Origin of the sequence: Streptomyces natalensis ATCC 27448, from assembly GCF_000935125.1 — a bacterium.
In the GTDB taxonomy this organism is placed as follows: domain Bacteria; phylum Actinomycetota; class Actinomycetes; order Streptomycetales; family Streptomycetaceae; genus Streptomyces; species Streptomyces natalensis.
In genome coordinates, this window is record NZ_JRKI01000056.1 from 94,507 (window position 1) to 112,218 (window position 17,712).

Below are 17,712 nucleotides of genomic sequence, written 5' to 3' on the forward strand. Positions count from 1 at the left end.
ACGCTAATCGGGGCAACTTTCAATCGGCAAACAGAACCGACACTTTGTGCGCCATGCCACAAGAACGAGGGGCAACCGGCCGCGCCTTTCGGACATACGACGGCTCCCGTGGTGGACATGCACCACGGGAGCCGCTTTGTCGCTTTGCCGCCGGTACGGGCCCCGGCCGGCCGTCGGGCAGCCGGCCGGTGTGCGGCCGGTCGCCGTGCCGACGACCGGCGCTGAATGCCCGTCAGGCCCGGCGGTCCTCAGCCGCTGACGACCGTCACCTTGCCGATGCCGAGCTCCTTCACGGGCTCGGCGATCTGCGCCGCGTCCCCCACCAGGACCGTCACCAGGCGGTCCACCGGGAAGGCGCTCACGACGGCCGCGGTCGCCTCGACCGTGCCGGTCTGGGCGAGCCGGGCGTACAACTGCGCCTGGAAGTCGTCCGGGAGATGCTGCTCGACCTGGTCGGCGAGGGTGCCGGCGACGGCCGCCGCGGTCTCGTACTTCAGCGGTGCGACCCCGACGAGGTTCTGCACGGCGACATCCCGCTCGGCGTCGGTGAGCCCGTCCGCCGCCAGGGTGCGCAGCACCTTCCACAGGTCCTGGAGCGCCGGCCCGGTGGAGGCGGTGTCCACCGAGCCGCTGATCGCGAGCATCGCGGCACCGCTGCCGTCGGCGGACGAGCGCAGTACCTGGCCGAAGGCCCGCACCCCGTAGGTGTAGCCCTTCTCCTCGCGCAGCACCCGGTCCAGCCGGGAGGTCAGGGTGCCGCCCAGGCAGTACGTGCCGAGGACCTGCGCGGGCCAGACCCGGTCGTGGCGGTCGGCGCCGATACGGCCGATGAGCAGCTGCGTCTGGACGGCCCCGGGGCGGTCCACGATCACCACGCGGCCGCTGTCGTCGGCGGTGATCGACGACAGCTTGAGCGGCTCGGCACCGGAGCCGCTCCAGGCGCCCAGGGTGCCGGCGAGCGCCGCGTCCAGGTCGACGCCGGTGAAGTCACCCACGATGACGGCGGTGGCCGTGGCGGGCCGTACATGGGCGTCGTAGAAGGCGCGGACGGCCGCGGCGTCGATGCGCGCGACGGTCTCCTCGGTGCCCTGGCGGGGCCGCGACATCCTGGAGGTGGCCGGAAACAGCTCCTTGGACAGCGCCATCGCCGCCCGGCGCGCCGGGTTGGCGAGCTCGTGCGGGATCTCGTCCAGGCGGTTGCGGACCAGGCGCTCGATCTCGCTGTCCGGGAAGGCGGGGGCGCGCAGCGCGTCGGCGAGCAGGCCGAGCGCGCGGGACAGCCGGGAGGCCGGCACCTCCAGGGAGACCCGTACGCCGGGGTGGTCGGCGTGCGCGTCCAGGGTGGCGCCGCAGCGCTCCAGCTCGGCGGCGAACTCCTCGGCGTCGTGCTTGTCGGTGCCCTCCGACAGGGCGCGCGCCATGATCGTGGAGATACCGTCCAGGCCCTCGGGCTCGGCCTCCAGGGGGGCGAGGAGGTTGATCTCGACGGCGACGACCTGCTGGCCTGGGCGGTGGCTGGTCAGCAGCGTCAGCCCGTTGGGCAGCTGCGAACGCTCGGGGGCCGGGAAGGCCCACGGCCGGGGCGCGCCGCCCTTGGGCTGGGGGTGGAATTCCATGGCGGTCATGGCGGAATCTGCGCGGGTGGGGGCGTCGCTCACCGGTCCGCCTCCTCCTTCTCGGTGTCGGCGGCCGCGTCGGCCGGGGCGGTCGGCTCGGTGGGTTCGTACACCAGCACCGCGCGGTTGTCGGGGCGCAGCCGGGCCTTGGCGACCGTCTGCACCTCCTCGGGCGTGATGTCCAGGACGCGCCGGACGGCGGTCAGCGCGAGCTGCGGATCGCCGAACAGGACGGCGAAGCGGCACAGTTCGTCGGCGCGGCCGCTGACCGTGGCCAGGCGGTCGAGCCATTCGCGCTCCAACTGGGCCTGCGCGCGCTCCATCTCCTCCGGGGTCGGCCCCTCGGCGGCGAAGCGGGCCAGTTCCTCGTCGACGGCGCGCTCGATGGCGGGGACCTCCACGCCGCCGGACGTCTTCACGTCCAGCCAGCCCAGGGACGGCGCCCCGGACAGCCGCAGCAGGCCGAAACCGGCGGCGACGGCGGTGCGGTCGCGGCGCACCAGGCGGTTGTAGAGCCGGGAGGACTCGCCGCCGCCCAGGACGGTCAGCGCGAGGTCGGCGGCGTCCGCCTCCCGGGTGCCGTCGTGCGGCAGCCGGTAGGCCGCCATCAGGGCGCGGGAGGGCACCTCCTCCTCGACGACCTCGCGCAGCTCCGCGCCGATGACGTCGGGCAGCGAGCCGTCACGCGGCGGCTGCTTGCCGTTGTGCGAGGGGATCGAGCCGAAGTACTTCTCGATCCAGGCCAGCGTCTCCTCGGGGTCGATGTCCCCGACGACCGACAGGACCGCGTTGTTGGGCGCGTAGTACGTACGGAAGAACGCCCGCGCGTCCTCCAGGGAGGCCGCGTCCAGATCGGCCATCGACCCGATGGGGGTGTGGTGGTAGGGGTGGCCCTCCGGGTACGCCATGGCCGTCAGCTTCTCGAAGGCCGTGCCGTAGGGGACGTTGTCGTAGCGCTGGCGGCGCTCGTTCTTGACGACGTCGCGCTGGTTCTCCAGGGACTCGTCGTCCAGGGCGGTCAGCAGCGAGCCCATCCGGTCCGCCTCCAGCCAGAGCGCGAGCTCCAGCTCATGGGCGGGCATGGTCTCGAAGTAGTTGGTGCGCTCGAAGCTCGTGGTGCCGTTCAGCGAGCCGCCGGCGCCCTGGACGAGCTCGAAGTGGCCGTTGCCCTTCACCTGCGCGGACCCCTGGAACATCAGGTGCTCGAAGAGGTGAGCCAGGCCCGTGCGGCCCTTGACCTCGTGGCGGGAGCCGACGTCGTACCACAGGCACACCGCCGCGACCGGCGTCAGGTGGTCTTCGGAGAGCACCACACGCAGGCCGTTGGCCAGCCGGTGCTCGGTCGCTGTCAGGCCGCCGGAGCCGGCTTGTTCTGTGGCCGTGTGACCCATGGGCATGTACGTCCCTTCGATCCGCTTGCGAGGAAGTCCTGTCACTGTATGCAACCGCGCCGACATCTGGCGAAGTTCCCCGTCGAGCGGACCCGTACGGAGGGCGCGCGCAGGGCGTGCGCAGCGGCCTTGACACCGGGAAAGGGGAGTCGCGGTCGGCGTTGTCAGTGGGGCGGTCCACAATGGTCCGCGTCAGACTCAGGCAGACTCGGACGACTCACGGGTCCTGACCGACCGACCGTGTAGTTCCCACATCGGCAGTAGACGCAGCAGAAGGAGCCGCAGCCGCGATGGCCCGCCGCAGCACGAAGACCCCGCCGCCGGACGACTTCGAGGAGAGGATCCTCGACATCGACGTCGTCGACGAGATGCAGGGTTCCTTCCTCGAGTACGCGTATTCGGTCATCTACTCCCGCGCCCTGCCGGACGCCCGCGACGGCCTCAAGCCCGTGCACCGCCGCATCCTCTACCAGATGAACGAGATGGGCCTGCGGCCCGACCGGTCGTACGTCAAGTGCGCCCGGGTCGTCGGCGAGGTCATGGGTAAGCTCCACCCGCACGGCGACGCGTCCATCTACGACGCCCTGGTAAGGATGGCGCAGCCGTTCTCCATGCGGCTGCCCCTGGTGGACGGCCACGGCAACTTCGGCTCGCTGGGCAACGACGACCCGCCCGCCGCGATGCGTTACACCGAATGCCGGATGGCGTCGGCGACGTCCCTGATGACGGAGTCCATCGACGAGGACACCGTCGACTTCACGCCGAACTACGACGGCCAGGAACGGGAGCCGGTGGCCCTCCCCGCCGCCTACCCCAACCTCCTGGTCAACGGCGCCTCCGGGATCGCGGTCGGGATGGCGACCAACATGCCGCCGCACAACCTCGGCGAGGTGATCGCCGCCGCCCGCCATCTGATCAAGCACCCGAACGCCGATCTCGACACCCTGATGCGCTTCGTCCCGGGCCCGGACCTGCCGACCGGCGGCCGGATCGTGGGCCTGGGAGGCGTTCGGGACGCGTACGAGAAGGGCCGCGGCACCTTCAAGATCCGCGCCACGGTCACGGTGGAGAACGTCACCGCCCGCCGCAAGGGCCTGGTCGTCACCGAACTCCCCTTCACCGTCGGCCCCGAGAAGGTCATCTCCAAGATCAAGGACCTGGTCGGCTCGAAGAGGCTCCAGGGCATCGCGGACGTCAAGGACCTCACCGACCGCGAGCACGGCCTGCGGCTGGTCATCGAGGTCAAGAACGGCTTCAACCCCGAGGCCGTCCTGGAGCAGCTCTACAAGCTCACGCCGATGGAGGAGTCCTTCGGCATCAACAACGTCGCCCTGGTGGACGGCCAGCCGCTGACCCTCGGCCTCAAGGAGCTGCTGGAGGTCTATGTCGACCACCGCTTCGAGGTGGTGCGCCGGCGCAGCGAGTTCCGGCGCAGCAAGCGGCGTGACCGGCTCCACCTGGTCGAGGGCCTGCTGACCGCCCTGGTGGACATCGACGAGGTCATCCGCCTGATCCGCTCCAGCGAGAACAGCGCCCAGGCCAAGGAGCGGCTGATCGAGCGCTTCTCGCTGAGCGACATCCAGACGCAGTACATCCTCGACACCCCGCTGCGCCGGCTGACCAAGTTCGACCGCATCGAGCTGGAGTCGGAGCGCGACCGGCTCCAGGAGGAGATCGAGCAGCTGACGCGGATCCTGGATTCGGACGCGGAGCTGCGCAAGCTGGTGTCCGGCGAGCTGGCCGCGGTCGCCAAGAAGTACGGCACGGAGCGGCGGACGGTCCTGCTGGAGTCGGCCGGCACGGCGGTCGGCGCGGTGCCGCTGGAGGTCGCCGACGACCCGTGCCGGGTGCTGCTGTCCTCGACGGGGCTGCTGGCGCGTACGGTCACCGGGGAGGTGCCGTTCGACGCGGAGGCCAAGCGGGTCAAGCACGATGTGATCGTCTCCGCGGTGCCGGCCACCACCCGCGGCGAGGTGGGCGCGGTGACCTCCGCCGGGCGGCTGCTGCGGCTGCCGGTGATCGATCTGCCGCAGCTCCCGGAGACGGCCGCGGCGCCCAGCCTCTCCGGTGGCGCGCAGATCTCGGAGTTCCTCGCCCTGGGGGACGACGAGGAGCTGATCTGCCTGACCACGCTGGACGAGTCCTCGCCGGGCCTGGCGCTCGGCACCGAACAGGGCGTCGTCAAGCGGGTGGTGCCCGACTATCCGGCCAACAAGGAGGAGTTGGAGGTCATCACCCTCAAGGACGGCGACCGCATCGTGGGCGCGGCGGAGCTGCGCACCGGTGAGGAGGACCTGGTCTTCATCACCAGCGAGGCACAGCTGCTGCGCTATCCGGCGTCGCAGGTACGACCGCAGGGCCGGCCGGCGGGCGGTATGGCCGGCGTCAAGCTGGTCGCGGACGCGAAGGTGATCGCCTTCTCGGCGGTCGATCCGGCCGTGGAGGCCATGGTGTTCACGGTCGCCGGCTCGCACGGCACCCTGGACGACTCGGTGGCCACCGCCAAGCTCACCCCGTTCGACCAGTACCCGCGCAAGGGCCGCGCGACCGGCGGTGTGCGCTGTCAGCGGTTCCTGAAGGGCGAGGACTGCCTGACCCTGGCCTGGGCCGGCCCCGCTCCGGTCCGCGCGGCCGACGCCAAGGGCACCCCGGTGCCACTGCCGGACGTGGACCCGCGCCGCGACGGTTCGGGCATCCCCCTGGCCAAGCAGGTGGCGACGCTGGCGGGGCCGGTGTAGGCACGCTCGCTGTCGTGGCCACACCCGTTGCCGGGTGACCGGCCGGTCCTTCGGGACCGGCCGGTTTTGCTCGGGGAGGGCGTCCCCTGCCGCGCGCCGTCCCCGCCCGCGGTCACTCCTCGCGGCCGGCCACGTACCGCAGCACACCCCACATGCTGTGCTCGGACGCCTCCTCCGGCGCGGCCTCGCGGCACGCCGTCAGCTCCTTTCGCAGGGCCTCCGCATCGACCCCGCTGCCGATCAGCACGAGCTGAGTGCTGCGCTCCTCGTCACGTCCCCAGGGCGAGGGGTAGAAGCGCAGGAAGTCCCCGACGGCGTGCACGGTGAACTTCTGCCGGCTGCCCGGGACATCGAAGTGGACAAAGCCCTTGATCCGGTAGAGGCCGGTCGGCCGGCTGTCGAGGAAGTCCATGAGCCGCCGCGGGTTCATCGGCTCCCCCGAGGTGAACTCCACGCTCTGGTAAGCGGCATGGAGATGCGCGCACGGCTCACCCGGCGCGTGGTCATGACCGTGATGCCCGTCGTGCAGGTGCCCCGGATCCCCGTCCGGCTCCCCTGCCGCGCCCTCCCGCAGCAGGTCCTCGAACGACAGCTGCCTGATGCCCGCTTCGAGGTCCTCGCCCGCGCCACGGTCGAAGAACAGCTCCGGGTCGATCCGCCCGTAGGCCGTACAGACCACGGGCCGGCCCGGCGCAAGATCCGCGAGCGTGTCCAGGAGCTGCCGGCGCGCCGCGTCGGCGATCCGGTCGGCCTTGTTGAGCACCACGAGATCGGCGATGCCCACATGCCGGTCCAGTTCGGGATGACGGATGCGGGTGACGCCGAACTCGGCCGCGTCGACCACCTCGATCAGCCCGCCGTACACGATCCGGTCGTTCTCGCTGGCGAGGATCATCCGGATGAGTTCCTCGGGCTCGGCCAGTCCGCTGGCCTCGATGACGATCACGTCGATACGGGCGGCGGGCCGGGCCAGACGCTCCAGATAGGTGTCCAGTTCGCTGGTGTCGACCGCGCAGCACAGGCATCCGTTGCCCAGCGAGACCATCGAGTCCACCTGCCCGGCGATCGTCATCGCGTCGATCTCGATGCTGCCGAAGTCATTGACGAGGGCGCCGATACGGGTACCGGCGCCGGCACCGAGCAGGTGGTTGAGGAGGGTCGTCTTGCCCGACCCGAGAAAGCCCGCCAGCACGACGACCGGAATCTGTTGCGTGGCCAAGGGGGCGCCTCCATGGAGCGGGTGGCGAGCCGCACGAGCCGGCGGCGGACGAGCTGTCGATCGTAACGGACCTCCATGGGCGCACCCCGGCTCGGGCTACAGCGCGCTTACGGCATCCGTCAGGCAGCGGCGTCGGGCAGCGGCTGCGGCGGGGGCGGGCCGACGTACCGGGCCGCCGGGCGGATGATCTTCGAGTCCTCGGCCTGCTCCAGGATGTTGGCACTCCAGCCGACCACGCGGGCGGCACAGAACGTCGGCGTGAACATCTCACGCGGCAGCCCGCACAGCTCCATGACGACCCCGGCGTAGAACTCCACATTGGTGTGCAGTTCCCGCCCCGGCTTGAGCTCGGCCAGCAGCTTCTCGACCGCGGCCTCCACCTGGACGGCGAAGGCCACCCGCGGTCCGCCGAACTGCTCGGCAATGCCGCGCAGCATCCGGGAACGCGGGTCCTCGGTGCGGTAGACCGCGTGCCCGAACCCCATGATCCGCTCGCCCCGCAGCACCCGGTCACGCACCCAGGCGTCGATGCGGTCCGGCGTACCGATGGCATCGAGCGTGTCCAGCGCACGACTGGGCGCACCGCCGTGCAACGGCCCCGACAGCGCGCCGACCGCCCCGACGAGACAGGCCGCGAGGTCGGCACCGGTGGATGCGATGACACGGGCGGCGAACGTCGAGGCGTTGAAGCCGTGGTCGATGGTGGAGATCAGATACGACTCGATCGCCCGGACCTGCTCGGGCTCCGGCTCCCGGCCGGTGAGCATGTACAGGTAGTTGGCGGCGTACGGAAGATCCTCGCGCGGCTCAACGGGCTGCCGGCCCCGACCGATCCGGTGCAGCGCGGTGAGCAGGGTCGGTACGGCCGCGCAGGCGGCGAGTGCGTCGGCGCGGCGGCGGTCGGTGTCGATGTCGTACAGCGGCCGGAGGTCCGCCGTCGCGCCCAGCAGCGACAGCGCCGTACGCAGCCCGGCGAGCGGGCCGGAGCGGGCACCGGCCCGGGCGAGGGCGGGCAGGGCTTCCCGTACGGCGGCGGGCAGCCCGCGCAGCGCGGCGGTTTCGGCCGTGAACGCCGCCAGCTGCGCGGCATCGGGCAGCCGGCCGTGGAACATCAGGTACCAGACGTCCTCGAACGTACGGGCCGTGGCCAGCTCGACGGCGGAGTACTGGCGGTAGTGATAAAAGCCCTCGCGGCCACGGACGTCCCCCAGCTCCGTCTCGGTGACGACGACGCCGGCGAGCCCACGGGGCACCTCAAGGGGTGCGTTGATCTCGGTGGTCGGCATGGCAGATTCCCTCATTCTTCCTCGCTCTTCCTCCCAAATATTGATCTGACTGTCCATGCATGACTCAATGCATGTCAATATTGATTGAATCAATATCAGTCGAGCCGGATACGGTGACCTCATGGCGGATCACGACAGGGCTCATGGCGCGTCCGAGCAGCGCCTGAGCACCCGGGAGGCGGCCGACCGGCTCGGCGTGAAGCCCGAGACGGTCTACGCATATGTGAGTCGCGGCCAGCTGACCAGCCGCCGCATACCGGGCGGCCGCGGCAGCACCTTCGACGCGGAAGAGGTCGACGCCCTCGCGCGCCGCAGCGGCCGCCGGGAGCCGTCGAGCGCCGGCGGCGGACCGGCGATGGGGACGGGCATCACGCTGATCGAAGGCGACCGCTGCTACTTCCGCGGCGTCGAGGCCACGGAACTCGCCGCCGCCTACCACTACGAGGAGGTCGCCGAGTGGCTGTGGACCGGCGACCTGCGTCGCGGCACGCACTTCGCGGCGCCGCAGGACGCGCTCTCGGCGGCCCGCCGCGCCGTCGAGTCGTTGCCGGAACACAGCGGCCCCATGGACCGGCTACGCGTCGCCGTGATCGCCGCCGCGGCCGCCGACCCGCTCCGCTTCGACCTGTCCGAGGACGCCGTTCTCGACACCGCCCGCAGCCTCATCCCCACACTCGTCGAGGCCCTGCCGCCGCAAGGCCCCGAACCGTCCGACGCGCAGTCGCTCGCCGAACGGCTGTGGTCGCGGCTGACGGCGGCGCCCGGCACCCCGACCTCGCTCCGCGCGCTGGACGCCGCCCTGGTGCTGCTCATCGACCACGACCTCGCGGCCTCTACGCTTGCGGTACGGATCGCCGCCTCGGCGCATGCCCACCCGTACGCCGCCGTCTCGGCCGGCTTCGGGGCGCTGGACGGCCCGCTGCACGGCGCAGCGAGCGGGCTCGTCCACCGCATGCTGCTGGAGGTGCTGGAGCGCGGCAGCGCCGCTGCCGTGGTGGCCGACCACCTCCGGGCCGGGCGCCGCATCCCGGGCCTCGGCCACCCCCTCTACTCCGGCGAAGACCCGCGGGCTCGTGCGCTCTTCGCGCTGCTGGCGGACGTACCGCAGGCGCAGCCGGCATTGCAGGCCGCGCGCGGGGTGGCCGGCACCGCCGCCCGGCATGCCGAACTGCACGCCAACGTCGACCTGCCACTGGCGGTGCTGACCGTGTCGGCGGGGATGCCCGCCGAGGCGGGCGAAACCGTCTTCGCCGTCGCCCGGACCGCCGGCTGGATCGCGCACGCGCTGGAGGAATACGCGGAACGCCCGCTGCGGCTGCGTCCCCGCGGGCAGTACAACGGCCCGCGTCCGCCACAACCGCTGCCGCTGCCGTGACGGAGGGCACCCTCGGTCCCGGACGACCCGCGGCAGCAAGTCAGGTTAGGCTTACCTTCGTGAGCACTTGCGCTACCGCCTCCCGCGAAACGGCCGAACCTGTCGCCGGGACCGCAGCCACCGCCCGCACCTGGCTGCTCATCGAGCAGCCCGGACCCTGGGGTGCCAATGCGCTGACGCACAGCCACCTCGATCCGCACCTCGGCCGCGCCCTGGAAGCCGCCGCAGACGGTACGGGCGTGCGCGTCGCTCTCATCCGGCGCCCCGGACGGCACGCCGACTGCCACGACCTCTCCCGGCGCCGGCTGTTCGTCGCGCACACCGCACCGGGCAACTCCTGGATCCGCACCACCACCGTCACCGACCCGCGGGACATCCTCCGGCTGGACTTCGCCGCGCTGGGGGCCGGGAACCACGGCGGCATCTGGGACCCGTACACCGGTGAGCCCCTGGTCCTCGTCTGCACCAACGGCAAGCGGGACCGCTGCTGTGCGCTCCTCGGCCGACCGCTGGCCGCCGAGCTCGCCGCCGGCGGAGCCGAGTCCTGGGAGGTGACGCACATCGGCGGTCACCGCTTCTCCCCCACGCTCTTCGTCCTCCCGTACGGCTACGCCTACGGAAGGGCGTCGGCTCCTCTCGTCAAGGACGCCGTGGAGGCGGCGCGCGACGGAAGGATCACGCTCGACCACTGCCGTGGCCGCTCGGCGTGGGACCGGCCTGCGCAGGCTGCCGACCTCGCGGTCCGCGAGCTGATCCGGGAGGAGCGGGCGGACGCACTCGACGTCGTACGAACCGACGAGGTGCGGCCCGGACCGGGGCGCGGCGACCGGACGCCCGTCGGCGGACCGGCCCCGGGGGACACGCCCGCCTGGTCCGTTGCGGTCACGCACACCGACGGCCGTGCCTGGCGCGTCGCCGTGGAACAGCGGACCGACGGCGCTCCGACGCCCGCCAGCTGTGGTGCGCCGCTCGGTCCACCGGCGCGTATGACGGTCACCTCCATCGCGGCTCTCACCGGCACCCGCGCCCCGGCATGTGCCTCCTCGCTCGCCCTTCCAGCCCTGTGACACCGGCGGTTTCCTGCCTCCCCTAGGCGGCGCCCGCCCCCGTAAGAGACCTGACCTCCGTCTCCGCGTGACGGGCTCGGTCGGCGGCCTCCGGGGAGAGCACGGTGCCCAGCCATCCCATGAGGAAGCCCAGGGGAATCGACACGATGCCGGGGTTGTCCAGGGGGAAGCAGGCGAAGTCCCGTCCGGGGAAGAGGGACTCCGGGGTGCCGGAGACCACCGGGGAGAGGACGACCAGGGTGATCGCCGGGAGCAGCCCGCCGTAGACGGACCAGACCGCGCCGCGGGTGGTGAAGCGGCGCCAGAAGAGGGCGTAGAGCAGGGCCGGCAGGTTGGCCGATGCGGCGACGGCGAATGCCAGGCCGACGAGGAAGGCGACGTTGAGGTCGCGGGCGAGCAGTGCGAGGCCGATGGAGACGGCGCCGACGCCCACCGCCGCGAGGCGCGCCACGGTCACCTCGCCGTGCCGCGTGCCCCGTCCCGTCCCCCGGGGGCGGCGCAGCGAGGCGTACAGGTCGTGGGCGACGGATGCGGACGAGGCGAGGGTGATGCCGGCGACCACGGCCAGGATCGTGGCGAAGGCCACCGCGGCCACGACGGCGAAGAGAACCGTTCCTCCGGTGGAACCGGCGCCGCCGCCCAGGTGCAGCGCGAGGAGCGGTACGGCGGTGTTTCCGGCCTTGCCGGACGCGCGGACGGCATCGCTGCCGAGCACCGCGGCCGCGCCGAAGCCCAGCAGGATGGTCATCAGGTAGAAACCGCCGATCAGCACGATGGCCCAGACGGCGGAGCGGCGGGCGGCGCGGGCCGTGGGGACGGTGTAGAAGCGGGCCAGGATGTGCGGCAGCCCGGCGGTGCCGAGGACCAGTGCGAGGCCGAGGCTGATGAAGTCGAGGCGCGTGGTCCAGGTGTGGCCGTACTTGAGTCCGGGGGCGAGGAACTCGCCTCCGTGTCCGCTGTGTTCGGCGGCGGTGTTCAGCAGGGCGTTGAGGTCGCCGTGAAAGCGGAGCACCACCAGGGCGGTGAGTGCCGCCGCGCCGCCCAGGAGGAGCACGGCCTTGACGATTTGGATCCATGTCGTTGCGCGCATGCCGCCGAAGGCGACGTAGACGACCATCAGCGCGCCGACCGCGACCACCATCCCGGTGCGGGCCTGTGTGCCCGCCCCGTCCAGGAGAAGCGCCACCAGGCTGCCCGCGCCGACCATCTGGGCGACCAGATAGAGCACCGAGACGGTGACCGAGGCCGCGCCCGAGGCGATGCGGACGGGGCGTTCGCGCATCCGGGCGGCGACGACGTCGGCGAGGGTGAACCGGCCGCAGTTGCGGACCAGTTCGGCGACGAGGAAGAGCACGACCAGCCAGGCGACGAGGAAGCCGACGCAGTAGAGCAGGCCGTCGTGGCCGAAGAGGGCGATCAGGCCGGAGACGCCGAGGAAGGAGGCGGCGGACATGTAGTCGCCCGCGATGGCGAAACCATTCTCCAAGGGCGAGAAGAGCCGGCCGCCCGCGTAGAACTCCTCCGGGGAGCCGTGCCGGCGGCGGCCGGCCCAGGTGGTGATCGCCAGGGTGACGGCGATGAACGCGCTGAACAGGATCAGCGCCAGGGTCCGGTGGTCGCCGGTCACCGGATGTTTCCTCCCGTCAGGTCCTGGGTCCGCCAGCGGATGTCGAGCGCCACGGCGTCCCGGCGCAGCCGCGCATGCCGTGCGTAGGCCCAGGTGAGCAGGAAGGTCGAGGCGAACTGCCCGAGTCCGGCGAGCATCGCGACGTTGAGCGCGCCGGCCACGCGGTGGGCCATCAGGCCGGGTACGAGAGTGGCCCCGAGCACATAGGCGAGGTACCAGGCCAGGAAGACGGCCGTGGCGGGGACGACGAAGTGCCGGTATCGGCGGCGTACCTCCTGGAAGGCGGCGCTGCGCTGCACCGTCAGGTAGACCTCGCCGTGGGTCACGGACCGCGGCGGTGGTGGCGACAGCGGTGCGGCGGTGTGCGTCCCGGCCCGTACGTCACCGGGCTCGGCGGTCGCTCGGTCGTCCTGCTTGTCCACCGGAGACTCCTTGTTGCACGGAACTGTTGACCGTGGGCCCAAGGATGGACAGAAAGGAAGATCCCGGACTCTTCCTTCCCGATGCTTCACCGGATCAGGTGGGTCATCCGGGCGGCTGTGCGAGGCCGTGGCGGTAGGCGTAGTGGATCGCCTGGGCGCGGTCGCGCAGTCCGGCCTTGGCGAAGAGGTTGTTGATGTGGGTCTTCACGGTGGCGGTGGAGACGTGGAGGGTACGGGCGATCTCGGGATTCGACTGGCCCTCGGCGACGAGGCGCAGCACCTCGGTCTCGCGGACGGTGAGTCCGTCCGGAGGCCCTTGCGGGGGCCGGGGCCTGGCCGGTTCGGGCTGCGCGAGGCGCTCAAGGAGGCGGCTCTGGATCTTCGGTGACAGGCCGGCCTCACCGGAGAGGACGTCGTCGACGGCACGGACGATCTCGTCGCCGTCGGCGTCCTTGGTCAGATAGCCGCGGGCGCCGGCCTGGAGGGCAGGGAACAGCGAGTCGTCGTCAGCGTAGGTGGTGAGCACCACGACCTGGGTGCCCGGGTGGGCGGTGCGGATGCGGCGGGTCGCCTCGACGCCGTCGCAGCGTGGCATGCGCAGGTCCATCAGGACGACGTCGGGGGCGAGTTCGGCGACCAGGCGGACGGCTTCCTCACCGTCGGCGGCGGAGCCGACGACCTCGATGCCCGGCAGCAGTCCCAGCAGCATCACGATTCCCTCACGCACCACTGTCTGGTCGTCGGCGACCACGACGCGTGCCGTCGTGCGCGCCGTCATGCGGGCACCCTCAACCGCACCACGAAACCCTCCTCGTCGGGACCGGACTCCAGGGTTCCGCCGAGGAGTTCGGCGCGCTCCCGCATCCCGGGCAGACCGTACCCGGAGCCGCTGTGCCCGAGCTCCGCGGACACCCCTGCACCGCCCGTGTCGCGTACTTCGAGCCCCACGTCGCCGTCCGCGTACTCCAGCCGCACGCTCACCCGGGCGCCCGGTGCATGCTTGCGTACGTTCGTCAGCGCCTCCTGGGCGACCCGGCGGACCGCGAGCCCCGCTTCCGCCGATACGGTGCGCGGCTCGCCCCTCACATGCAGCTGCGCGCCCTCAGCGTCCGTCAGACGCCGCAGGAACTCCTCGATGGGGATCATGTCCCCGCGCAGCGCCGAAAGCGCCTCACGGGTCCCGTCAAGCCCTTCACGGGCCATTCCCCGGCATGCGACCACCCGCTCCAGGATCCGTGCGCGGTCGGCCTCCAGGTCGGTGCTGCGCTGGATCAGCTGGCGCGCCGCCTCCAGGTGGACCAGTTGGGCGCTGAGGCTGTGGGCGAGGACGTCGTGGATCTCGCGGGCGATCCGGCCCCGTTCGGCGAGCGCGGCCGTCTCGGCCTCGGCGCTGCGGGCGGCGCGTTCCTGGGCCAGCAGCCGCTGGGTGTTGCCGCGCGCCTCCGCGTCCAGCCGTACGACGTATCCCGCGAGGGCCAGGCCCGCCGTGGTCGTGGTGGTCGTCAGCCAGTTGTCGGTGTTCACCACGGCGTACGCGGCGAGGGCGGCGGCGGAGCACGGCAGCGCGGCGCTCAGCGGCATCCGTTCCATGACGTTGAGGGAACATGCGCACCACAGCACGATCGCGGCCGTGGTCGCGCCGGCGAGCGAGTAGCCGAAGGCGGCGGCCTCCAGGAGGGCGAACAGGCCGAGGGACGGCCACAGTCGGCGTGCCAGCGTCGTACGGAAGAAGGCGCGGAACATCAGCACCGTCAGGGCCATGCCGACGACGGCCGCCACCAGGCCCCAGCCGGTGAAGGCCCGCCCCGCCACGGTGGCCCACATCAGGCCGGCCACCACCAGGACCCGGACCCCGCGGCCGATCCACACTCTGACCTCGCTGAGGCCCTCACGGGACAGCGACTCCCTCAGGGGCCAGCTCGTCCAGGAGTTCGGCGACACGTACGGTCCTTCGTCGGTGCGGAACGGCTCGTCGGGGCGGAACGGCTCGTCGGGGCGGAACCGCTCGTCGGGGCGCAGCGGTCCGCCGGTGCGGAACGCTCCACGACGCGCGGGGGCGTCAGCCCGCAACAGGAACACGGTACGTGGGCCGGGCGGTCCGGGCGCGCCAGGCGAGGAAGCCCGCGCGGGACAGCAGCATCGCGGCCACGAACAGCGTGATGGCCGGGCTGCTGTTCTGGTGGATGCCCAGGAGCGCTGCGGCGCCCATGAGGCCGATGCGTATCACCGTCCCGCACAGCCACACCCCGGCCGTCGCCCAGCCACCCTTGCCCCAGGTCTCGCCGTCCGCGTCGGTCCAGATACGGGTGGTCCAGGCCCAGCCGGCCCCGCTGGCGAGCGCGGTCAGGAGTTCCGCGCCGAGCAGGACGACGGAGGCGGCCCGGTGGTCGGGGTCCAGGAGGCCGGACTGCCCGCAGGCGACGAACGCCAGGACGGCGGGAATCAGCCACGCCTTCCCGTCCGTTGCGGTGATGCGCTGCGCCGTGAACTGCCGGATGAAGACGAACACGACTGCCGCGGTGATCGCGATGATGGTGAGCGCGCCGCTCATGAGCTGGGCCTCCTGGGGACGGAAATGTCAACGTCCCGACGCTATGGCGCGGCCCCGTCCGGGCGGATCGGAGCCAGGGTGGGCCGCGGGTGGAAAACGCGCGGGGCGCCTCTCCACCCGGGGGTGGACAGGCGCCCCGTGGAGGCCGCGGTCTGCTCAGGTGTCGATGCGCGAACGGTCCAGGAAGGAGGCGGAGTTGGTGATGAACTCCTTGCGGGGGGCGACTTCGTTGCCCATCAGGAGGTCGAAGGCCTTCTCCGCCGCTTCCAGGTCGCCGATGTTGATCCGGCGCAGGGTGCGGTGGCGCGGGTCCATGGTGGTCTCGGCGAGCTGGTCGGCGTCCATTTCACCCAGGCCCTTGTAGCGCTGGATGCTGTCCTTGTAGCGGACGTTCTTGCGCTGGAGCTCGAGCAGCGTCTGGCGCAGTTCGTTGTCCGAGTACGTGTAGATGTACTTGTCCTGGCCCTTTTTGGGGTTGATCAATTCGATCCGGTGCAGCGGCGGGACGGCGGAGAAGACCCGACCCTGCTCGACCATCGGCCGCATGTAGCGCTGGAAGAGGGTCAACAGCAGGATGCGGATGTGGGCGCCGTCGACGTCCGCGTCGGCGAGGAAGATGACCTTGCCGTAGCGGGCGGCGTCGATGTCGAAGGTGCGGCCGGATCCGGCCCCTATGACCTGGATGATGGCGCCGCACTCGGCGTTCTTGAGCATGTCGGAGACCGACGCCTTCTGGACGTTCAGGATCTTTCCGCGGATCGGCAGCAGCGCCTGGAATTCCGAACTCCGCGCCAGTTTCGCGGTACCCAGCGCCGAGTCCCCCTCGACGATGAACAGTTCGCTGCGGTCGACGTCGTCGCTGCGGCAGTCCGCCAGCTTGGCGGGCAGCGAGGAGGACTCCAGCGCCGTCTTCCGCCGCTGCGCCTCCTTGTGCTGACGGGCGGCGATGCGGGTACGGGCGGCGGCGACGACCTTTTCCAGCACGGAACGGGCCTGCTGCTTGGCGTCCCGCTTGGTGGAGGTCAGGAACGCCTTGAGTTCCCGGCTCACCACCTGGGCGACGATCCGGGAGGCCGCGGACGTGCCGAGGACTTCCTTGGTCTGGCCCTCGAACTGCGGCTCGGCGAGCCGCACGGTCACCACCGCGGTCAGGCCCTCCATGGCGTCGTCCTTGACGACGTCGTCCTCGGCGACGCGCAGCAGCTTCTGGGCGCGCAGCACCTCGTTGACGGTCTTGGTGACCGAACGCTCGAAGCCGGAGACGTGGGTGCCGCCCTTGGGGGTGGCGATGATGTTGACGAACGACCTGACGGCGGCGTCGTAGCCGGTGCCCCAGCGCAGCGCGATGTCGACGCCCAGTTCCCGGGTGACCTCGGTGGGTGTCATATGACCGCGGTCGTCCAGTACGGGCACGGTCTCCTTGAAGGTGCCCTGGCCGGTCAGCCGCAGGACGTCGCAGACGGCCTTGTCCTGGGCGAGGTACTCGCAGAACTCGCTGATGCCGCCGTCGTAGCGGAAGGTCTCCTCGGTCTTGCCGGCGCCGTCGATGCCGCGTTCGTCGCGGACGACGATGGTCAGGCCCGGCACCAGGAAGGCGGTCTGGCGGGCGCGGGCGTGCAGGTTCTCCAGGGAGAGCTTGGCGTCCTTGAGGAAGATCTGCCGGTCCGCCCAGTAGCGCACCCGGGTGCCGGTCCGGGTCTTGGGGATGCGCTTGCCCTTGACCAGGCCGTTGCCGGGGTCGAAGGGGGCGTCCGGGCCCGATTCGGTGAAGACGCCGGGGACGCCGCGGCGGAAGCTGATGGAATGGGTCTTGCTGCTGCGGTCCACCTCGACGTCGAGGCGCGCGGACAGGGCGTTGACGACCGAGGCGCCGACGCCGTGCAGGCCGCCGGAGGCCGCGTACGAGCCGCCGCCGAACTTTCCGCCGGCGTGCAGTTTGGTCATCACGACCTCGACGCCGCTGAGCCCGGTCTTGGGCTCGACGTCCACGGGGATACCGCGGCCGTTGTCCCGTACCTCCACCGACCCGTCGTCGTGGAGGATCACCTCGATGTGGTCGCAGTAGCCGCCCAGCGCCTCGTCGACGGAGTTGTCGATGATCTCCCACAGGCAGTGCATCAGGCCGCGGCTGTCCGTCGAGCCGATGTACATGCCGGGGCGCTTGCGGACGGCCTCGAGCCCCTCGAGGACGAGCAGATGCCGCGCGGTGTAGTTGGACCCGTCCCGGTCTGCCCCGGTCAGCACTGCGGTGGACGGCACGGACATCTCGGCGGTCACGCGGTTCGCTCCTCGCTGAATTTCTGGCAGTCCGCATTCCGCGGACTCGGTTGTGGCGGTGTCGCCGGTGAGAGGGTACCGAGGCCTGGTAGAGCCGATGTGACGCCACCCGTGAGCAGGTCCATGGTAGTGGAATTTCGCTC

13 protein-coding genes are annotated in these 17,712 nt (G+C 71.4%); 3 read left to right on the forward strand and 10 right to left on the reverse strand.

Annotated features, from left to right (window positions below; genetic code table 11):
• Nucleotides 1–248: 248 nt before the first annotated feature.
• Nucleotides 249–1,625, reverse strand: coding sequence for a M16 family metallopeptidase (locus SNA_RS30260; protein ID WP_030068952.1), 1,377 nt, complete (start codon nt 1,623–1,625; stop codon nt 249–251).
• A 29-nt stretch (nt 1,626–1,654) separates the two neighbouring features.
• Nucleotides 1,655–3,007 carry a M16 family metallopeptidase gene (locus tag SNA_RS30265; protein ID WP_030068949.1) on the reverse strand — a complete coding sequence of 451 codons (1,353 nt, stop codon included), beginning with the start codon at nt 3,005–3,007 and terminating at the stop codon, nt 1,655–1,657.
• A 290-nt stretch (nt 3,008–3,297) separates the two neighbouring features.
• Here SNA_RS30265 and SNA_RS30270 point away from each other — a divergent pair, with 290 nt between their 5' ends.
• Nucleotides 3,298–5,745: a DNA gyrase/topoisomerase IV subunit A gene (locus SNA_RS30270; protein WP_044367752.1), complete on the forward strand. Its 2,448-nt coding sequence runs from the start codon at nt 3,298–3,300 to the stop codon at nt 5,743–5,745.
• A gap of 112 nt (nt 5,746–5,857) precedes the next feature.
• Here SNA_RS30270 and SNA_RS30275 read toward each other — a convergent pair whose 3' ends face one another.
• Nucleotides 5,858–6,964 (reverse strand): CobW family GTP-binding protein, encoded by a 1,107-nt coding sequence (locus SNA_RS30275; RefSeq protein ID WP_030068943.1) that lies wholly within the window; start codon nt 6,962–6,964, stop codon nt 5,858–5,860.
• Between the two features lie 119 nt (nt 6,965–7,083).
• Nucleotides 7,084–8,250, reverse strand: a complete 1,167-nt coding sequence (locus SNA_RS30280; protein ID WP_030068941.1) for a citrate synthase/methylcitrate synthase — start codon at nt 8,248–8,250, stop codon at nt 7,084–7,086.
• A gap of 121 nt (nt 8,251–8,371) precedes the next feature.
• On the opposite strand from SNA_RS30280, the gene SNA_RS30285 reads away from it, so the two are divergent.
• Nucleotides 8,372–9,625 (forward strand): citrate/2-methylcitrate synthase, encoded by a 1,254-nt coding sequence (locus SNA_RS30285; protein ID WP_044367753.1) that lies wholly within the window; start codon nt 8,372–8,374, stop codon nt 9,623–9,625.
• Nucleotides 9,626–9,684: 59 nt separating this feature from the next.
• The gene (locus SNA_RS30290) at nt 9,685–10,692 is read left to right on the forward strand and encodes a sucrase ferredoxin (RefSeq protein WP_044367754.1); all 1,008 of its coding nucleotides are present in this window, start codon (nt 9,685–9,687) and stop codon (nt 10,690–10,692) included.
• Nucleotides 10,693–10,714: 22 nt separating this feature from the next.
• Here SNA_RS30290 and SNA_RS30295 read toward each other — a convergent pair whose 3' ends face one another.
• The 6 genes from SNA_RS30295 to SNA_RS30320 all read right to left on the reverse strand — a co-directional run bounded on the left by SNA_RS30295 (nt 10,715) and on the right by SNA_RS30320 (nt 17,569).
• Nucleotides 10,715–12,319, reverse strand: a complete 1,605-nt coding sequence (locus SNA_RS30295) for a solute symporter family protein (protein ID WP_030068929.1) — start codon at nt 12,317–12,319, stop codon at nt 10,715–10,717.
• Nucleotides 12,316–12,669 (reverse strand): DUF485 domain-containing protein, encoded by a 354-nt coding sequence (locus SNA_RS30300; protein ID WP_420823526.1) that lies wholly within the window; start codon nt 12,667–12,669, stop codon nt 12,316–12,318. Before SNA_RS30300 ends, SNA_RS30295 begins: the two co-directional genes overlap by 4 nt.
• A gap of 175 nt (nt 12,670–12,844) precedes the next feature.
• Complete coding sequence (locus SNA_RS30305) at nt 12,845–13,519, reverse strand: response regulator transcription factor (RefSeq protein WP_030068925.1); 675 nt, start codon at nt 13,517–13,519, stop codon at nt 12,845–12,847.
• Entirely contained in the window at nt 13,516–14,682 is a 1,167-nt protein-coding gene (locus tag SNA_RS30310) for a sensor histidine kinase (RefSeq protein WP_030068923.1), read from the reverse strand. The genes SNA_RS30305 and SNA_RS30310 overlap by 4 nt, the downstream gene beginning before the upstream one ends.
• Before the next feature lie 118 nt (nt 14,683–14,800).
• Nucleotides 14,801–15,292, reverse strand: coding sequence for a hypothetical protein (locus SNA_RS30315; protein ID WP_030068922.1), 492 nt, complete (start codon nt 15,290–15,292; stop codon nt 14,801–14,803).
• A 156-nt stretch (nt 15,293–15,448) separates the two neighbouring features.
• Nucleotides 15,449–17,569, reverse strand: coding sequence for a DNA gyrase/topoisomerase IV subunit B (locus SNA_RS30320; RefSeq protein ID WP_030068920.1), 2,121 nt, complete (start codon nt 17,567–17,569; stop codon nt 15,449–15,451).
• Nucleotides 17,570–17,712 lie beyond the last annotated feature (143 nt).